Source organism: Bradyrhizobium shewense (genome assembly GCF_900094605.1).
GTDB lineage: Bacteria > Pseudomonadota > Alphaproteobacteria > Rhizobiales > Xanthobacteraceae > Bradyrhizobium > Bradyrhizobium shewense.
Map to the genome: position 1 here is coordinate 250,340 of NZ_FMAI01000006.1, position 16,869 is coordinate 267,208.

A 16,869-nucleotide genomic window follows, 5' to 3' on the forward strand; every position below is an offset into this window, starting at 1 on the left:
GCCTCAGGCGGCGAGCTTGAGCAGATGCGCGTCGTGCCGCACCAGGAAAGCCCGCAGCAATTGCGGATAGTCCGCGCCGACCGCGGTGCGTACGCTCGGACGCTTCGCCAGCTCCGCACGCCACGCCCGCACCTTCGGCAGATCGCTGAAGATGCCGAGCTCGGTCAGTTCGTCGAACACATCGAAATAGCGGAAGACGGGAGCGAACACCGCATCGACCAGGCTGAACATATCGCCTGCGAAATACGGGCCCGCGCCAAGCGCTGCCTCGACACGCCCGAATTTTGCGACGAGCGCCTGGCGCTTGGTTTCGAAGGTCGCCGGATCCGTCGTCGTCTCCAGTCCCCAGAGATCGCCGAGGATCGCCGAGCCGAACTCCATCCAGGCGCGGTGCTCGGCACGCTTCAGCGCATCCGCCGGATGCAGCTTCGCGCCCCCTTGCGTCTCCTCGATATATTCACAGATCACGTTGCTCTCGAACAGCGCGACCTCGCCACTATCGGTCGTCACCACCAGCACCGGTACCTTGCCGAGCGGCGACAGTTTTAGAAACCAGTCGGGCTTGTTGGCGAGATCGATGTCGATCCGCTCGAATGGTACGCCCTTCTCCTTGAGGGCGATCACGGCGCGCTGCACATAGGGGCAGAGCTTGTGGCTGATCAGTTTCAGTGAAGCGGGCGTCTCAAGTGCGGTCGTCATGGCAATGATCCCGGCGATTGATGCAACTACATCCAATATAGATGCAGTTGCATGTACTCGTCAAGTTCAATGCATCTGCATTGATCGCCCGACCTCAGGGCCGCGCGATGACCCCGCCCGTCATTGGCATCGGCACCCCCGTGGTGGTCGGATAGGACAATGGCAGGCCCTTCAGCCCACGCGCAGCGAGGAAGCCGAAGGCCTGGGCTTCGATGGCGTCGGAGGCCCAGCCGAGCGTCTCGGCGGCCTCGACGGTCGCCGATCCCACCCGCTCCCGGAGCATCCGCAGCATGGTGAGGTTGCGAGCGCCGCCGCCGCAGACGATCCAGTTCCGCGGTCGCCGCGGCAACAACGGGATGATGCGGGTGATCGCCGTCGCGGTGAAGGCGGTCAGGGTCGCAGCACCGTCCGCCGGCGCCACGTCGCCGAGCCTCAAGGCGGCGAAATCGTTGCGGTCGAGCGATTTCGGCGGAGGCAGCGCAAAGAACGGCAGCTCCAGCGCGCGAGCGATCCAGGCCTCATCGGCCTTCCCAAGTGCTGCGAACTTTCCTTCCGCATCGAACGCCTGGTTCATGGTGCGGTACATGAAATCGTCCAGCAGCGCGTTGCCCGGGCCGGTATCGCAGGCGATCAGCGTGTCGTTGCCGTCGATATAGGTGATGTTGGAGACGCCGCCGATATTGACCACCACGATCGGCCCCTCGCGATCCAGCGAGTTGGCGAGCGCGCGGTGGTAGACCGGTACGAAGGGCGCCCCTTGCCCGCCCGCCTCGACATCGGCGGCACGGAAATCATGCATCACGGGGATATGGATCGCTTTCGCCAGCGCCGGAGCGTCACCGATCTGCACCGTCAGCCGACGTTCGGGGCGATGCAGCACAGTCTGGCCGTGGAAGCCGACGATGTCGACATCCTCGGGCTTCAGGCGGTTCTGGGCGAAGAAGGCGGCAACCGCCTCGGCATGGGCCCGTGTAACCGCGCGCTCGGCCTCGGCCAGGATCCCTGGCCGGGCGTCACGTTGCGGCAGGTGCACAGCCTCGGAGAGCGCCTGGCGCAGCAGATTGCGCTCCGCAGGGCTATAGGCGCGGTAGCCGGACGGCCCGAATGCCTTCACCTGTTTTCCATCGGTTTCGATCAGCGCGACATCCACCCCGTCCAGCGAGGTGCCGCTCATCAAACCGAGTGCCGTCAACATCATGGATCAGCGTCCTCAAGAGACCCCCTCCGGCATGCCGATCTTGTGCCAGAGGGACACATCTTATAATGCCACAGCGCCAAGCGGCGGGCAGCAATCGGGTTCCCACGGAAGACCCTTAAATTGCTCCCGAAACAGTAAACCAAGAATTGTCAGGCACGCCGACAGATGACTGCATTTAAATCGGATTTCCTCAATATCCTGCAGGAACGTGGCTTCATCCACCAGTGCTCCGATTTCGAGGGGCTGGACGCGCTCGCCGCCAAGGGCGAAGCGACCGCTTATGTCGGCTACGATTGCACCGCCCGCTCGCTGCATATCGGCAATTACCTCACCATGATGATGCTGCACTGGCTGCAGCAGTCCGGCAACAAGCCGATCACGCTGATGGGCGGCGGCACCACCATGGTGGGCGATCCCTCCGGCAAGGACGAGACGCGCGCGATGCGCACCGTCGCCGAGATCGAGGCCAACAAGGAATCGATCCGCGGCGTGTTCGCGAAAGTGCTGCGCTACGGCAGCGGCGCGAGCGACGCCGTCATGCTCGACAATGCGGAGTGGCTGACCAAGCTGAACTGGATCGAGATGCTGCGCGACGTCGGCCGGCACTTCTCGGTCAACCGCATGCTGACGATGGACTCCGTCCGGCTGCGCCTCGAGCGCGAGCAGGAGATGAGCTTCATCGAGTTCAACTACATGGTCTGCCAGGCCTACGACTTCGTCGAGCTCGCCAAGCGCACCGGCTGCAAATTGCAGATGGGCGGCTCGGACCAGTGGGGCAACATCATCATGGGCGTCGATCTCGGTCGCCGCATGGGCACCCATCAGCTGTTCGCGCTGACGACGCCGCTGCTGACGACGGCGTCCGGCGCCAAGATGGGCAAGACCGCGCGAGGCGCGGTCTGGCTCAACGCCGACGCGTTCTCGCCCTATGATTTCTGGCAGTACTGGCGCAACACGGAGGATGCCGACGTCGGCAAATTCCTGAAGCTGTTCACGACGCTGCCGATGGCTGAGATCAAGAAGCTCGAAGCGCTCGGCGGCTCGGAGATCAACGAGGCCAAGAAGGTGCTCGCCACTGAAGCGACCGCGCTGCTGCATGGCCGCGAGGCCGCGAACGAGGCGGCGGAGACCGCGCGCCGCACCTTCGAGGAAGGCGCGCTGGCCGAAACCCTGCCGACGGTGGAAATTCCGCGGGGTGAGATCGACGCCGGCCTCGGCGTGCTCAACGCCTTCGTCAAGGCGGGCCTCGTTGCATCCAACGGCGAAGCCCGGCGCCAGATCAAGGGCGGCGGCCTTCGCGTCAACGACGAGCCGGTCACTGACGAAAAGATGGCACTGTCGGCAAGCAATCTGACGCCGGAAGGCGTGATCAAGCTGTCCTTCGGCAAGAAGAAGCACGTCCTCCTTAAGCCTGCATAGGCGTATGAGCTTTTCGCTGCTTGTCAGGGCGCACGGATGCGCGCTCCCTGACGGGCAATGGATCAGAACACGCCCAGGGAGAACGTCGGGAGCGATCAGCGGGACGCTGTTCGCACCGCGCTCGTCGTGCTCGCTCTGTGCTTCACGCTGGCCGTGCTCGGCCGCGGGCTTGGCGACAGCTTTACGGTGTTCCTGAAACCGATTTCGGAAAGTTTTGGCTGGGACCGCGCGCAGATCGTCTCGGTCTATTCACTGACCTGGCTCGCGAGCGGTCTCACCGCGCCCTTCGTCGGACGCCTGTTCGACCATTCCGGACCACGCATCGTGTATGCGCTCGGGCTGCTGCTGCTGGGCGCGGCATTCCTGGTCGCGGCCCACGCGCAACATCTCTGGCAGTTCCAACTCTCGATCGGCCTCTGCGTCGGTATCGGCGTTGCCTTCATCGGCATCGTGCCGAACTCGATCCTGCTCGGCCGCTGGTTCGGGCCCCGTCTGCCGACTGCAATGTCGGTGGTGTATTCGGCGATGGGCGGCGGCGTGTTGGCGCTGCTGCCGGCCTCGCAGCTTCTGATCGATCACATCGGCTGGCGTGACACCTACCAGCTGTTCGGCTTTACGGCACTTGGCCTGTTGCTCCCGCTGATGCTGCTGCCGTGGCGACTGTTCGCCGCGGGCTCGCCGCATGTCGTGAAGAGGACCGACCCTGACTTCGTCGACAATGGCTGGACCCTGCTCCGTGCCATGCGCCATCACGCCTTCTGGGCGCTGTTCTGGACCTTCTTCTTCACTGCCGTCGGCATGTACTCGATTGCCGCGCAGATCGTGGCCTATCTGATCGACGCCGGCTTTCCGCCGCTGCAGGCTGCGACCGCCTGGGGTTTCTCCGGCGTCGTGCTTGTGTTCGGCATGCTCGGCGTGTCCGCGCTCGACGGCCTGATCGGGCGCCGGCCGTCGGTGCTGCTGAGCTACGCGATCTCGATCCTCGGCATCGTCCTGCTCTGGCTGTTGCAGTATTCTCCGAACATCCTGTTGCTCACCGGTTTCGTCGTCTGCTTCGGCAGCATGATGGGCTCGCGCGGTCCGCTGATCAGCGCCACGGCGATGAGGATTTTCCAGGGCAAGCGGGTCGGCACCATCTACGGCACTATCTCGATCGGCAGTGGCCTCGGCTCGGCGTTCGGCTCCTGGAGCGGCGGCCTGATCCATGACGCGACGCACGGCTACAACGCGCTGCTCGCCTTCGCACTTGCGAGCGTCGTGCTCGGGATGATCCCGTTCATGATCGTGCCCGCCTTGCGGCGGTAGGTCTCCTGGAGGTAACTTGCGCGCATCCGCGTCACCGGCAAATTACGGATGGGCGCGACGCGGAACACGCGCGAAAAGTGCGGTCGCACGCGGCTGAAATCCTGGCCTGCGGTGTTTTATCCGACATGACGAAAATGTCAGGACGAATCGAGTGTGCATGGCTTGCGAGGCGGTACCGAATGCGGTCCAAGTCACAGCATTGGATGGAGGGCACAAACCAATGAACTTTCCCTATCTCGTTCGCTTTCAACCGGTTCTCTTGAGCCTGTTTCGCTTCGTCACCGGCCTGTTGCTGTTCCAGTACGGCGTCGCCAAGCTGTTCAAGTTTCCGGTGCTGCCGTACTTCGCGAACATCCCGCCGCTGATCTACGCGGCAGGTACGCTTGAGCTCGTGCTTGGCGCGCTCCTGATGCTCGGCCTGTTCACCCGCCTCACGGCTTTCATCCTGTCGGGAGAAATGGCCTTCGCTTACTTCATGGGCCACATGCTCAAGGGCGAAACGCCGGTGTTCCTGCCGCTGCTCAACGGCGGCACCTCCGCGATCCTGTTCTGCTTCGCCTGCCTCTATCTCTCGGCAGCCGGCGGCGGCTCGGTCAGCGTCGATGCAGTGATGGGCAAGGACAGCGACGCATCGGGCGAAGCCTACGCGCGGCGCTGACGCGCTCACGGGTTGACCTGAAAGCAAGACGGCACCGGCGGATCTGCCGGTGCCGACTCAGCGCGCCCCCAGCACGTTCCAGATCAGAACGAGGGCCGCCACGAGCAGCACGGCCATGACGATGCGGTGAACGAATCGCTTCATTGCCGCTCCGGCCGGGCTCGGTCACCACCAAATTCCGACATCGTCTGTCTCGGCGACCTGACGCGCCCCGCGCCGGCGAGGCGCGTTTCCGCCTGCGTGCTTGCGCATCCGGCTGCGGACGCTGCACGCGCGGCAGCACGTCGCACGCGTCCATTCATGATTGGTAAGAACTTCATGCTACCGACGCGAGCAATAACAACCATTTCTTTCGAGGCCGCGATGAAGCTGATGAGTCATCTCAAGATCCGGACCAAGCTCGCCAGCATGGTCTGTCTTTCGGCTCTCACAGTCACGGCCATCATCGGCGTATCGTCCGTCCTCAGCAAGAGCCGCATGATGGAGGACCGGGTCCAGCAGATGCGGACCGCGGTAGAGCTGCTCTACAACTACGCGCAATCGCTTCAGGAAGAGGTTGCCGCCGGCAAGCTGACGCCGGCCGACGCCAAGGCCCAGTTCCACCAGCGTGGCCGCCGCATGAACTTCAACGGCAACCAGGGCTATCCCGTTGTCTACAACCCCGACACCTCCATCCTGGTGAACGGCGCCAACCAGCAGCTGGAAGGCAAGATCACTGGGGCCAAGGACTCTAACGGCGTCCTGATCGCCGACGCCATCATCAAGGCCGGCGGCGAGACCGCACAGGGCGGAGTCACCTCCTATCTCTACCCCCGCCCCGGCCAGACCGAGCCCGTGCGCAAGACCGTCTTCGCGCGCAAATTCGCGCCCTGGAATGCGACCATCAGCTACGGTCTCTATGTCGACGACATCGACGCCGACGTGCGCGCCTTGACGCTGGAGCTGGCCGCGATCGGCATCGGCCTGATGCTGCTGATGGCGACGCTGTCCTGGCTGATCGCCCGCGACGTGCTGGGTGCGCTCGACCGCCAGAAGAACCGCATGCAGGAGATATCGGAAGGCGCCATCGACAAGCCGGTCGAGGAGACCGACCGCGGCGACGAGATCGGCCGCATGGCCGAGACGCTCGAAGTGCTCAGGCAGACCGCGCTGACGGCGCGGAACCTGGAAGCCGAGCAGGTCGCCACCAAGACCCGCAGCGAGCAGGAGAAGCGCGACGCCCTGATCGCCCTCGCCGATCGCTTCGATGCCTCCGTCGGTCAGCTCGTCGGCCTGATGGCCTCCGGCTCCGGCGAGCTCGAGACCACCGCCAAGTCGATGTCATCCACGGCTGAGGGCACCAACCGCCGCGCCGCCGTGGTCGGCACGGCCGCCACCGAAGCCAGCCAGCGCGTCCAGACCGTCGCGGCTGCCGCCGAAGAGCTCTCCTCCTCCATCACCGAGATCAGCCGCCAGGTCGCCCAGTCCGCGGAAGTCACGGGACGCGCGGTCGACAGTGCGCGCCGCACCGACACCATCGTGCGCGCGCTCTCGGACGGTGCCCAGCAGATCGAGCATGTCGCCGAACTGATCTCCAGCATCGCCGCGCAGACCAACCTCCTCGCGCTCAACGCCACCATCGAGGCCGCGCGCGCCGGTGAAGCCGGCCGCGGCTTTGCCGTCGTCGCTTCCGAGGTGAAGTCGCTGGCGAGCCAGACCGCGGAAGCCACCCGCGAGATCGGCGACAAGATCGCGCAGATCCAGGGCGCGACCAAGGAGGCCGTGGACGCCATCGGCGGCATCACCGCCACCATCGAGGAGGTCAGCCGCATTGCCACCTCGATCGGGGCTGCCATCGAGGAGCAAGGTGCCGCCACTGCCGAGATCTCCCGCAGCGTCTCGCAGACCGCGGAAGCCACCAAGGAAGTCACCACCAATATCGGCGGCGTCTCTACCGCCGCGAACGAGACCGGCAATGCCGCCGGCATGGTGCTCGCCGCCGCCTCGAACCTCTCCAAGCAGGCCGAGCAGCTCTCCGGCGAAGTCGGGACATTCCTCGCCGGCGTGCGCGCGGCTTAGGCGGCCGACAACACTCCAAGCGATCTCCGTCATGCCCGGGCTTGTCCCGGGCATCGACGTTCTTGGTGCCGTGTGGTGAGGCGTGGATGGCCGGGACAGCCCGGCCATGATGCCGGAGACAGCCGCCCCCTACTGCCGCCTCGTCAGGCTACATCCACTCGAGAGCTGGCGCGTCGAGCCGGTCGAACCGTCGTTCGACTGCGAGGGGAATTCTTCGAACGGCGAATTCTGCTTGCCGGTGTTGAACTCGAAGATCTTGCGGAACAGGCCCGGGGCCATCGCCGAGATCGGATTGACGCGCATCACGGGCGCAGCCGGCGTGCCGACGACCTCATAGGTCACGCCGATCAGCCCTTCATTGTTGCCGCCGCCGAGGAAGATGCCGAACAACGGGATCTGGCCGAAGATGTTGTTGACGCCATACATCGGCACGAAGGTGCCGCTCATGCAGACCTGGTTGCCGGGATAGTCGATCGAGCCCTCGATGGTGGCGCCGATCATGGGACCCTTGACCACGCCGTCACGGACCGTGAGCGCGCCATTCTGCCGCGTGAACTCGGCGCGGAGCGCACTGAACGAGACGCCGTTGCCGGTGCCGTTGGGCGCGCCGGCGGCAACGCGCTCGAGCTGCGCCTCGCCTTTCACCATGAAGTCGCGGACGTTGATGAGGCCCTCGCGCGAGGTGTTCGGCTCGGATGTCGGCGGCTCCATCGCCACCACCATCTGGCCGCCGACCGCCTTGGTGTAGGTGTCGGTGAAGCGCAGCAGCGCGCCGGCATCGTTGGTCTGGAGGTAGATCACCTCGCGGTTGCCCTGGGCACGCCCGCCACGCAGGTCAGCCGCCACCGGCGTGTCTTTGCCGACCTTGCCGCTCAGCGTGAACGCCTTGATGGCACCATTGCGTTTCGACATCTTGGCATCGACGCTGCGCATCGCCTCGCCGTTGAAACCGGCGACGGCACCGAGCTTCACGTCGATGTCGAAGTCGACGTTCTTCATCTTGTTCTTGTCGTCCTTGGAATTGCCGGAGATCGCCGACTTCAGGAAGCCGCGACCGTCAAACACATCGCCGCGCATCGTGCCCTTGATGACGCCATCCTGGCTGCGCTCCACCTTCAGCGACGCCTTGTCGCCATCGGACGGCGAATAGGTCGGGAAGTTCGCGCTCATGAGATCGCCGTTCGCGTCGACCTCGACCGAGCCCTTGATCGAGGCGCCACCGCCCTCGATGACGATGTCTTCCAGACGCGTCGATTGCGCGGTCGGCACGACCTTGAAGCTGGCCTTGCCCGACTTGCCCGGCAGCTTGACCCAGCCGGGCAGGATGTTGTCGAGCTTCACCGAGGTCAGGTCGGCCTCGACGCCGAGCTTCGTCGTCTGGTCGGGACCGCCCGCGATCTTGCCCGACAGCTTGATCGGCAACGATCCGCTGACGGCGGGGCTGAGATCGAATCCCAGGCGCGCCCGGCTCGCATCGTCCAGCGTCGCCTGCAACCTGACATCCGCGTCGCCCTCGGCCGGCTTGCGATAGTCGAGCGAGGCCGCCTGCCCGTTGATCTTGACGTCGCCCTTGACCTGATAGCCCGTGTTGCTCGCGACGATCTTGAGAGTGTTGGCCTCCAGCTTCTGGTTCATCACCAGCTTGTCGGCGGCAAAACCGTTGAGGTCGGCGGTGACGGCGTAGGTCGTGTCCGCCTTGGTCAGCTCGCCCTTGACCGGAAGGCCGAGCTGGATATTCGCCGTGAACGTCCCCTTGCTGGTGTTGGGATCGACGACTGTCGACGACAGATCACTCAGGCGATCATTCGAGAGCATCTCGGCCGCCGCGGGCACAGGTCCGTCGACGCGGAACCTGGTCCGCGACGGCGACGGCTTGGGCGCCATATCCGGCACCTCGAAGACGAAATCGGAAATCGTGACTTTGCGGCCGGCGGGCGTATCGGCGATGCCCTGCCCGATGGTCACGGTCGCGGTACGCCCGGTGACGCGCGCCTTCAGATCGGCATCGTGCACAACGGGCATGCCGTCCACGGGACGGACCGCGACGCCGCTCGCCACGATGTTGACCGAGAGGCCGTCGTCGGGAATGGGCGGGCCCTTGCGCGGAAGGTTCTTCGTCGGCGAATTGACGCCGATCTCGATGCGCTGGAGCGTACCGCGCTCGATCCGCTCGATCACCCATTCGCGCAACTCGGGAACGACCAGCGTCGGCCACATCCGCTTCAGCGCGGAGGCCGACATCGGCGTTCCCGCAAAGCCCAGCGTCAGCCGCGGCTCGCCGGAATAGTCGATCGCCCCCGTGCCGGCGACGCCGATCTCGCCATTGCTGATGTCGGCCTGGGTCAGCAAGAGGCGCTTGTGGTCGGTGTCGAAGCGGAAGCCGATCGCGATGCGGTTGAAGACGAGCGGCGGCTCGTTGTCGATGCCGCCGAGCAGGATCGAACCGCCGCTAAAGCCGAGCTGCCAGTCGTTGATGGTGCCGTTGGGCGGCTCGAGATGGGCCAGAAGCATCAGGCGGTTCGCGCCCGACAGGATCTTGAACGGTGCCACCAGCACCCGCCGATTGGCGTCCCACTCGACGTTGATCTCGGCCTGGTCGATCGCCATCGGATAGTCTGGCGTGTCGGTGTCGATGATATTGCCGGCGCCGACCGCGAGCTTGCCGCGGAAGAAGGTCGGCACGCCATCGCGGCCGAGTTCGCCCTTGAGCTCGCCCGTCAGCGGCAGGTCGGCCGTGTAGGTGAGATCCTTGACCCGCAACGCCAACAGGATGTTGGAGGTCGAGACCTTGTCGGCCTTGATGTCGACCGAGCGCACACCGTTCTCGGCCGGCCCGATCGTGGCGCGCAGCATCCATGGGCGCGCGCCCTCTTCGCCCAGGCTGAGCGTGACGCCCCCGCGGCTCGGCCGGCGCAGGCTGAGCGTGATGTTCTCAAACGACCATTTGCTGCCGCGCTGCTGATCGTCGACGATCAGGTTGCCGTTCTTCAGACCGATCTCGTTGAGGTTCTGGCCGTCGAGGCCGGTCATGCTCAGACTGTCGAGCCAGTCGAGGCCCTGAAGGATGCCGCTCTGCGCCGTCGCCTGAGGCGGGCCTTGAGAGGCGGCTTGGGATGGATCCTGGCTCGCGGGCCCCGTGGCGAATGGCGGCGGCGGGACGCCGTTGCGCGGGAATGTCGGCGGCAGACCCGCGTCCTTCTTCGAGGCGACGCCGGTTGCCAGCGGCTTTGCGGTATCGCCGGCGGACACGGTGACGGTACCGTCGGGCGCGATGCGGATCGCGAGTTCGGCATCGACCAGATTGAGGCTCTCGGCGCGCAGGTGCCCCATCAAGAGGCCCGCACCCGATAGCTTCACTTCGGCCTTCGGCGCGCTGGCAACGATGGCGTGATCGCGATCGCGGACGATGATGTCTCGGATGCGGACGGCGATGCGGACCCGGCCGGCGCGCTCGATCTGGGTGCCTCCGATCTCGACCGTGTTTCCGTGACCGATATTGTCCTCGATCGCGGCCGCCAGCCATGGCGTTGCAATGTCGAGATTGATGGGGCCGGCACCGAGCCGCCACCACAGCGCGCCGAAGCAGCCGATGAAGATGACGGCGAGAGTCCCGACGACAAGGACGACACGCTTCAGCCAGCGATCGGCGGCCAGCCAGCGGCGCAACGCGCCAAAACCGTCACCGAAGCGATGAAAGCCCGAATTGGAACGCGACAACAGCCGGCGCGCGCGATGGCCCGCGGCCGCCTCCTGATCCGGATCCCAATCGGCTTCGTCCCATTCCTGCGGCTGTTGCTGAACGCCGCGCCGATCGAAATCCCGATTGTAATCCTGGGGCGACTTATTCCTTGCCATTGCCTCTCGATACAGGCGCCCGTCAAACGATTGAGCGCCGCCGGGACCGCAGCCGTCCGCGGGAAGCGAAGCTCCCTGCGCCGGCATTGCCGCCATACCTCGAATATTCCTGCTGTTCGTCATTTCGCCCCGGGAGCGCGTTCAACGAGCAGTGGGGTGGTGCGTGGAATTCCTTGTAACCATACTCCGGCGCCGCCAGACTTGCCCAGCCGAGGGCGCGATTCCGGCACACCGGACGAGAGCTGCAATACCGTTTCGGTTGACCCGCCGAAAGCGTCGAAAGGAAGGCGTATGTCCAAGAAATCCCGAACGAAATCGTCCAAAACGCCCTCCGGCAGTCCGACGGCTAAAAAGACGGCCCTGAAAACGCGGGCCTCTACTCCGACAAAGTCCGCGAAAACACAGCGGACACCGGCGACCAAATCAACCGGGACCTTAGCAAAAGCAGGATCACATACGGCCGCATCGAAACAGTTAAATTCCTCCAAATCGGCGTCCCCGCCCCCTAAGGCGAAGTCCGGCCTGGCCGAGGGCCACAAGGCCCCCGCCTTCCGCCTGCCCCGCGACGGCGGCGAGGTCGTCACATTGGCGGACTATGCCGGCCGAAAGCTCGTCCTGTTCTTCTACCCCCGCGCCGACACCCCGGGGTGCACCCTGGAGGCGATCGACTTCACCCGCCTCGCCCGTGCCTTCGCGGCTGCCGGTACCGCCGTGCTCGGCGTCTCCGCCGATCCGTTAAAGGCTCAGGAGAAGTTCCGCGACAAGCACAAGCTCGGTATCCCCCTGATCTCGGATGAGACGCACCAGATGCTGGAAGCCTACGGCGCCTGGGGCGAAAAATCCATGTATGGCAAGAGCTTCCTTGGGATTCTTCGCACCACGATACTGGTGGGGGCCGATGGCAAACTGGCCAGGATATGGCGCAATGTCCGGGTCGACGGTCATGCCGACGAGGTGCTGGAAGCGGCAAGAAGTCTTTAACCAGTCCTTTAAATTCGCGCGTTCCCATTTCCGGAAAATTAACCATGACCGGCCCAGATTGCTGCGGCAATTAGGCCGTACGGACTCATCCGACCGGCGCGGGAGTGCCGATGTCGAAAAGTTCTGCCCAATACTCGCAGTACGCCCAACATCATCCTCACGACCACGGACGGGCCTTCCAACGCCGTCCCGCCCTCGCGACAGCCACAGCGATTCCCCTTCCCGCGACCGACGACGCCTACACCATCGTCCATGCCGGCAAGCAGGTTCGCTTCGGGCCCGTGGTGTTCTGGATCGTGGTCGGCACGGTGGTGCTGCTCGGTCTCTGGTCGGCGGCAACCGCCACCTATTTCGCTTTCCGTGACGACGTCCTGACACGGCTGATCGCCCGCCAGGCCGAGATGCAGTACGCCTATGAGGACCGCATCGCCGAGCTGCGCGCCAAGGTCGACCGCACCACCAGCCGCCAGTTGCTCGACCAGGAACAGTTCGACCAGAAACTCGACCAGATCATGAAGCGCCAGACGGCGCTGGAGTCCCGGGCGACGGCGCTTGGGGCCATGCCTGACGTGACCGCCTCGATCCCCCGCGCGGCCCCACAGCGCGGCGATTCGAGCCAGAGCACGCCAAAACCCTCGCCGATCAGCGACACCGTGATTTTCGTGGCGCCGCCGGACCGTGAGGCCCGCCTAGAATCGCGCGCACCCACCGTCGCAGCGCCCCCGACCAGCCAATTCGCCAAGAACCAGGGTTTCGACAACGTCCTGGTTCGGCTCACGACCTCGCTCGACCAAGTTGAACGGCGCCAGATGGCGGCGCTCAGCGCCGTCGAGGAAGGCATGGATTCACGCATGCGCCGGATGCGCGGCGTGGTCAGTGATCTCGGCCTGAATCTCGCCAATCTCGAATCCGCCGTGCCGCGCAGCGCGATGGGGGGGCCGTTCGTAGCGGTCAAACTGACGGCCAATGCCGGTCCGTTCGAGAAGCAGCTCTATCGCATCAACACCACGCGCGCCGAGATGGACCGTCTCAACCGTACGCTGGCGCTCGTGCCCTATCGCAAGCCCGTCATCGGCGAGGTCGAGTTCACCTCCGGCTTCGGCGTCCGCAGCGATCCCTTCCTCGGCCGGCCCGCGATGCATACCGGGCTCGATTTCCGCGCTGCCACCGGCGATCCGGTTCGCGTCACCGCCAACGGCAAGGTGGTGTCCGCCGGCTGGTCCGGCGGTTACGGCCGCATGGTCGAGGTCGACCACGGTAACGGGCTTTCGACCCGCTACGGCCATCTCTCCGAGATCAACGTCAGGGTCGGCGAGACCGTGAAGATCGGCCAGGTCGTCGGTCTGGTCGGGTCGACCGGTCGCTCCACCGGTCCGCATCTGCATTACGAGACCCGCATCGAGGGCGAAGCGGTCGATCCGCAGAAGTTCCTGCGCGCCGGCGTGCGTCTCAGCGCGGGCTAAGGCGACAAAAGGCGCCTGTGCATGATCACTGGCTGCGCTCGTGGCCGACCTCGCCGGTGATGACGTCGCCGAACAGCTCCCAGGCCTGCCCGTTGAAGCGCATCAGCTGCATCTGCTCGATCGGGAAATAATCGTCCGGTGAGGTGTTGACCATGATGCCCGGCAGCATCAGGTCGGTGTGGAAATCCTTCAGGTTGGCGGCCTGCTTCATGACGTTCTCACGCGTGAGATTGTCGCCGCACTGCTTGAGCACCTGCGCCATCGCCTCGGCCTGGACATAACCGTAGATGTTGTTGGAATTGGCCTTGTCGCCGTCGGGATAATATTTGTCCATGAATTCACGCCATTTCACGACGGCTGGATCCTTGTCCCAGGTCGGATCGGTCGGGTCCTTCAGATAGACCGTCGAGATGATGTCCTTGGAATAGTCGAGCCCGGCGGGCTTGAGCACCGAGGCGACCGAAGTCGCGGTGTTGGCCAGGAAGAATTTCGGCTTCCAGCCGAGCTCGCCGACCTTCCGGATCGCCTGCGCCGAGCCCTTCGGCGCGGCCCATGAGAAGAAGATGTCGGCACCGGAATCGTGCAGGGCCACGATCTGCGAGTCGATCGAGGGATCGCTGACCTCGTAGGACTTGTCGGCGATGATCATATTGGCCTTGTCGCCGAGCCCGTCCTTCAGGCCCTTGAACTGGTCCTTGCCGGCGTCGTCGTTCTGCCAGAACACCGCGATCTTGCTGCTCGGGAAATGATCGCGAATGTACTTGGCGTAGATCCGTCCCTCGCTCTGGTAGTTGGGCTGGAAGCCCATGGTCCACGGGAAGTTCTTGGGGTCGCCGAACTTGGTACCGCCGGAGGCGACGAACAGCTGCGGCACCTTCTTGGCGTTCATGTATTTCATGATCGCGGAATTCGAGGGCGTGCCGAGCGGCTGGAAGATCAGCAGCACCTCGTCGCTCTCGACCAGCTTGCGCGCCTGCTCGATCGCCTTCGGCGGCGAGTAGGCGTCGTCATAGCTGATGAAATTGATCTTGCGTTCGTTGATGCCGCCCTGATCGTTGATCATCTTGAAATAGGCAGCCTCGGTCTTGCCGATCACACCATAGGACGACGCCGGCCCGCTATAGGGCATGATGTTGCCGATCTTGATTTCGGTGTCGCTGGCGCCGGGGTCGTATTTTTTCTGCGCCGAGACCGGTGTCGTGATGAGCACTCCGGCAGCAAGCATGGCGAGGGCAGCAAGGTTTTTGCGACGACCCGGCATCGGTCTCTCCCCTGTTTTGTAGTCTTGTTTTGTAGGGAGTGTCGCAAGGCCGTTCGCGGCTGGCAAGCGCTTCGATTTTCCGCGAGATGAAACGGCGAATCCGGAATTTACTCGCTGCGTCGCAGCAGGTTCAAAACGCGTCCGTCGATCACGAGCAGCGCGCTGCCAATGACAATGGCGCCTGCGATCTCGCGCATCGAGATCGGCTCACCCAGCACCAGCCATCCCAGCAGGATGGCGGTGACGGGAATGAGCAGCGTCACCAGCATGACATTGGTCGCACCGGAGCGCCGTATGATCTGAAAGAAGACGATATAAGCGAGCGCCGTCGAGAGGCCCGCGAGACCAAGCACCGCGAGCCAGGTCGTCAGGCCCGGCACCGGAAGACGCCAAGGCTGCTCCACCACGCCGGCGACGATCGCCATCATCACCGTCGACGCCATCAGTTGAAACGTCGCCGTGCCGAGCGGAGCTGAGTCCTTCAGCATTCGCCGCGCTGCCAGTGCGGCGAATCCATAGCTGAAGGCGCCGCCAAGGCAGAGCAGGATGCCGAGCCCCTGCCCCGGCCTCGTCTCGAGGCCCCATCCGCGCAGGATGATTACGCCGGCAAGGCCGAGCCCCACACCGGCCACGCGCCGCATCTGCAAGGCCTCTTCGCCCGCCGCGGCCATCACGACCACCGTGAACAGCGGTGTCGTCGCATTCAGGATCGACGCCAGTCCACTCGGGATGAAAGTCTGCCCCGCCACGATCAACGAGAACGGGATGACATTGTTGAGCAGCCCGATCACAACGAACGGCTTCCACCCCACAATGCTCTTGGGCAAGCCGATCCCCTGCATGCGGAGCAGCGGCAGCAGCATGGCGGCACCGAGCGCGACCCGCAAAAACACCAGCGTCAGCGGCGGCAATTCCCGCAAGGCGGCGCCGTTGAAGAAGAACGAGCCGCCCCAGAGGACGGAGAGCACCGCGAGCAGCGACCAATCGCGCGCGTCGATCCTGTTGGCGTTTGGGAGCATGCGTTTCACCTCGGCGCAGCTGCTCGCCTAGGACAACGCGGAAAATCTCGCCACCCGGTTTCCGACAACATTGCTCAAGATCATCCCCGTGACCGCCGATCGCCCGCGATATCGGCAACAACCGCCCCAATCACCAACGCGCCGCCAATGAGCGCGTGGACGGCCGGTATCTCACGGAAGGCAACCCAGATCCAGAACGGCATCAGCGGCGTTTCCAGCGTCGCGATCAGGGAGGCCTGTCCTGACGGCAGCAAGCGCGAGCCGAGCATGTAGAAGGTCAAGCCCAGCGAACTTGAAGGCAGCCGAACATCGCGAGGATCGCGAAGCCGTTGCCGCCGACATGAGCGATGTCATGCGCGAATGGAAGGCCGACGAGGCTTCCGATGAAATTCGACAGCGCGGCCGCCGCCACCATCGACGTCTCGCGATGGCGCCGGACCACCACCGTCATGGTGGAGATGGCGAGCACCATCAGGCAGCTGAGCGCGATGCCACCGAGATCGGCACCGGCTCGCACACCGCCGACCGTGATCACCACGCCGGCAAAGGCAATCAGGCTCGCAATCAGCGTGCGCCATGTCGCGGCCTCATTGAGCCACAGCCAAGCCAGCGCGGCCGCAACAAACGGCTGTGTTGCGATCAGCACCGCCACGTTCATGACGTCGGTCATCTGCAGCGCGGGAATGAACGAAACCATGCCGATCGCGGACAATGAGGCCACGAGCAGGCCTGCCTTGCCCGGCGCCAGCAACTGCCGCAGGCCGGCGCGGCCTTGCATCACCACGAGAAGCACAGTGATCAGGCCGCCGGCGAACAGGCCGCGCCAGAACAGAATAGTCCAGGGATCGAACGGTAGAAGGCGCGTGAAGAACGGCGCCGTGCTCCAGGCAATCGCGGCGGCGACGACGAGGGCAATGCCGAGACCGCGTTCCGAACGAGGCTGCCCCATGTGG

13 protein-coding genes are annotated in these 16,869 nt (G+C 64.6%); 6 read left to right on the forward strand and 7 right to left on the reverse strand.

The annotated features are described in order from the left end of the window. Positions 1 to 3: 3 nt before the first annotated feature. Both GA0061098_RS14110 and GA0061098_RS14115 read right to left on the reverse strand, forming a co-directional pair. Positions 4 to 699 (reverse strand): glutathione S-transferase family protein, encoded by a 696-nt coding sequence (locus GA0061098_RS14110; RefSeq protein ID WP_091956855.1) that lies wholly within the window; start codon positions 697 to 699, stop codon positions 4 to 6. A gap of 94 nt (positions 700 to 793) precedes the next feature. Then, entirely contained in the window at positions 794 to 1,897 is a 1,104-nt protein-coding gene (locus GA0061098_RS14115) for an anhydro-N-acetylmuramic acid kinase (RefSeq protein ID WP_091956856.1), read from the reverse strand. Positions 1,898 to 2,062: 165 nt separating this feature from the next. On the opposite strand from GA0061098_RS14115, the gene tyrS reads away from it, so the two are divergent. The 4 genes from tyrS (at position 2,063) to GA0061098_RS14135 (ending at position 7,337) form a co-directional block, all read left to right on the forward strand. Further along, on the forward strand, positions 2,063 to 3,316 hold the full coding sequence (gene tyrS / locus GA0061098_RS14120) for a tyrosine--tRNA ligase (protein WP_091956857.1): 1,254 nt from the start codon (positions 2,063 to 2,065) through the stop codon (positions 3,314 to 3,316). Between the two features lie 57 nt (positions 3,317 to 3,373). Then, positions 3,374 to 4,621 (forward strand): MFS transporter, encoded by a 1,248-nt coding sequence (locus GA0061098_RS14125; protein WP_091956858.1) that lies wholly within the window; start codon positions 3,374 to 3,376, stop codon positions 4,619 to 4,621. A gap of 220 nt (positions 4,622 to 4,841) precedes the next feature. Continuing rightward, on the forward strand, positions 4,842 to 5,279 hold the full coding sequence (locus GA0061098_RS14130) for a DoxX family protein (RefSeq protein WP_091956859.1): 438 nt from the start codon (positions 4,842 to 4,844) through the stop codon (positions 5,277 to 5,279). A gap of 363 nt (positions 5,280 to 5,642) precedes the next feature. After that, the gene (locus GA0061098_RS14135) at positions 5,643 to 7,337 is read left to right on the forward strand and encodes a methyl-accepting chemotaxis protein (protein ID WP_091956860.1); all 1,695 of its coding nucleotides are present in this window, start codon (positions 5,643 to 5,645) and stop codon (positions 7,335 to 7,337) included. Between the two features lie 129 nt (positions 7,338 to 7,466). Here the strand turns inward: GA0061098_RS14135 and GA0061098_RS14140 are convergent, their stop codons facing one another. Then, entirely contained in the window at positions 7,467 to 11,279 is a 3,813-nt protein-coding gene (locus tag GA0061098_RS14140) for a DUF3971 domain-containing protein (RefSeq protein ID WP_165637369.1), read from the reverse strand. Between the two features lie 204 nt (positions 11,280 to 11,483). Between GA0061098_RS14140 and GA0061098_RS14145 the strand changes: the two genes are divergently transcribed. After that, the gene (locus GA0061098_RS14145) at positions 11,484 to 12,173 is read left to right on the forward strand and encodes a peroxiredoxin family protein (RefSeq protein WP_091956862.1); all 690 of its coding nucleotides are present in this window, start codon (positions 11,484 to 11,486) and stop codon (positions 12,171 to 12,173) included. 110 nt (positions 12,174 to 12,283) lie between these two features. Next, on the forward strand, positions 12,284 to 13,636 hold the full coding sequence (locus GA0061098_RS14150; RefSeq protein WP_208610650.1) for a M23 family metallopeptidase: 1,353 nt from the start codon (positions 12,284 to 12,286) through the stop codon (positions 13,634 to 13,636). Positions 13,637 to 13,661: 25 nt separating this feature from the next. Here GA0061098_RS14150 and GA0061098_RS14155 read toward each other — a convergent pair whose 3' ends face one another. The 4 genes from GA0061098_RS14155 to GA0061098_RS14165 all read right to left on the reverse strand — a co-directional run bounded on the left by GA0061098_RS14155 (position 13,662) and on the right by GA0061098_RS14165 (position 16,865). Next, entirely contained in the window at positions 13,662 to 14,897 is a 1,236-nt protein-coding gene (locus tag GA0061098_RS14155; protein ID WP_091956864.1) for an ABC transporter substrate-binding protein, read from the reverse strand. A 107-nt stretch (positions 14,898 to 15,004) separates the two neighbouring features. Next, positions 15,005 to 15,916, reverse strand: a complete 912-nt coding sequence (locus tag GA0061098_RS14160) for a DMT family transporter (RefSeq protein ID WP_091956984.1) — start codon at positions 15,914 to 15,916, stop codon at positions 15,005 to 15,007. Between the two features lie 80 nt (positions 15,917 to 15,996). After that, positions 15,997 to 16,185, reverse strand: coding sequence for a hypothetical protein (locus GA0061098_RS46090; RefSeq protein ID WP_245323310.1), 189 nt, complete (start codon positions 16,183 to 16,185; stop codon positions 15,997 to 15,999). Between the two features lie 8 nt (positions 16,186 to 16,193). Continuing rightward, positions 16,194 to 16,865 (reverse strand): DMT family transporter, encoded by a 672-nt coding sequence (locus tag GA0061098_RS14165; protein ID WP_245323312.1) that lies wholly within the window; start codon positions 16,863 to 16,865, stop codon positions 16,194 to 16,196. Between the last annotated feature and the right edge of the window lie 4 nt (positions 16,866 to 16,869).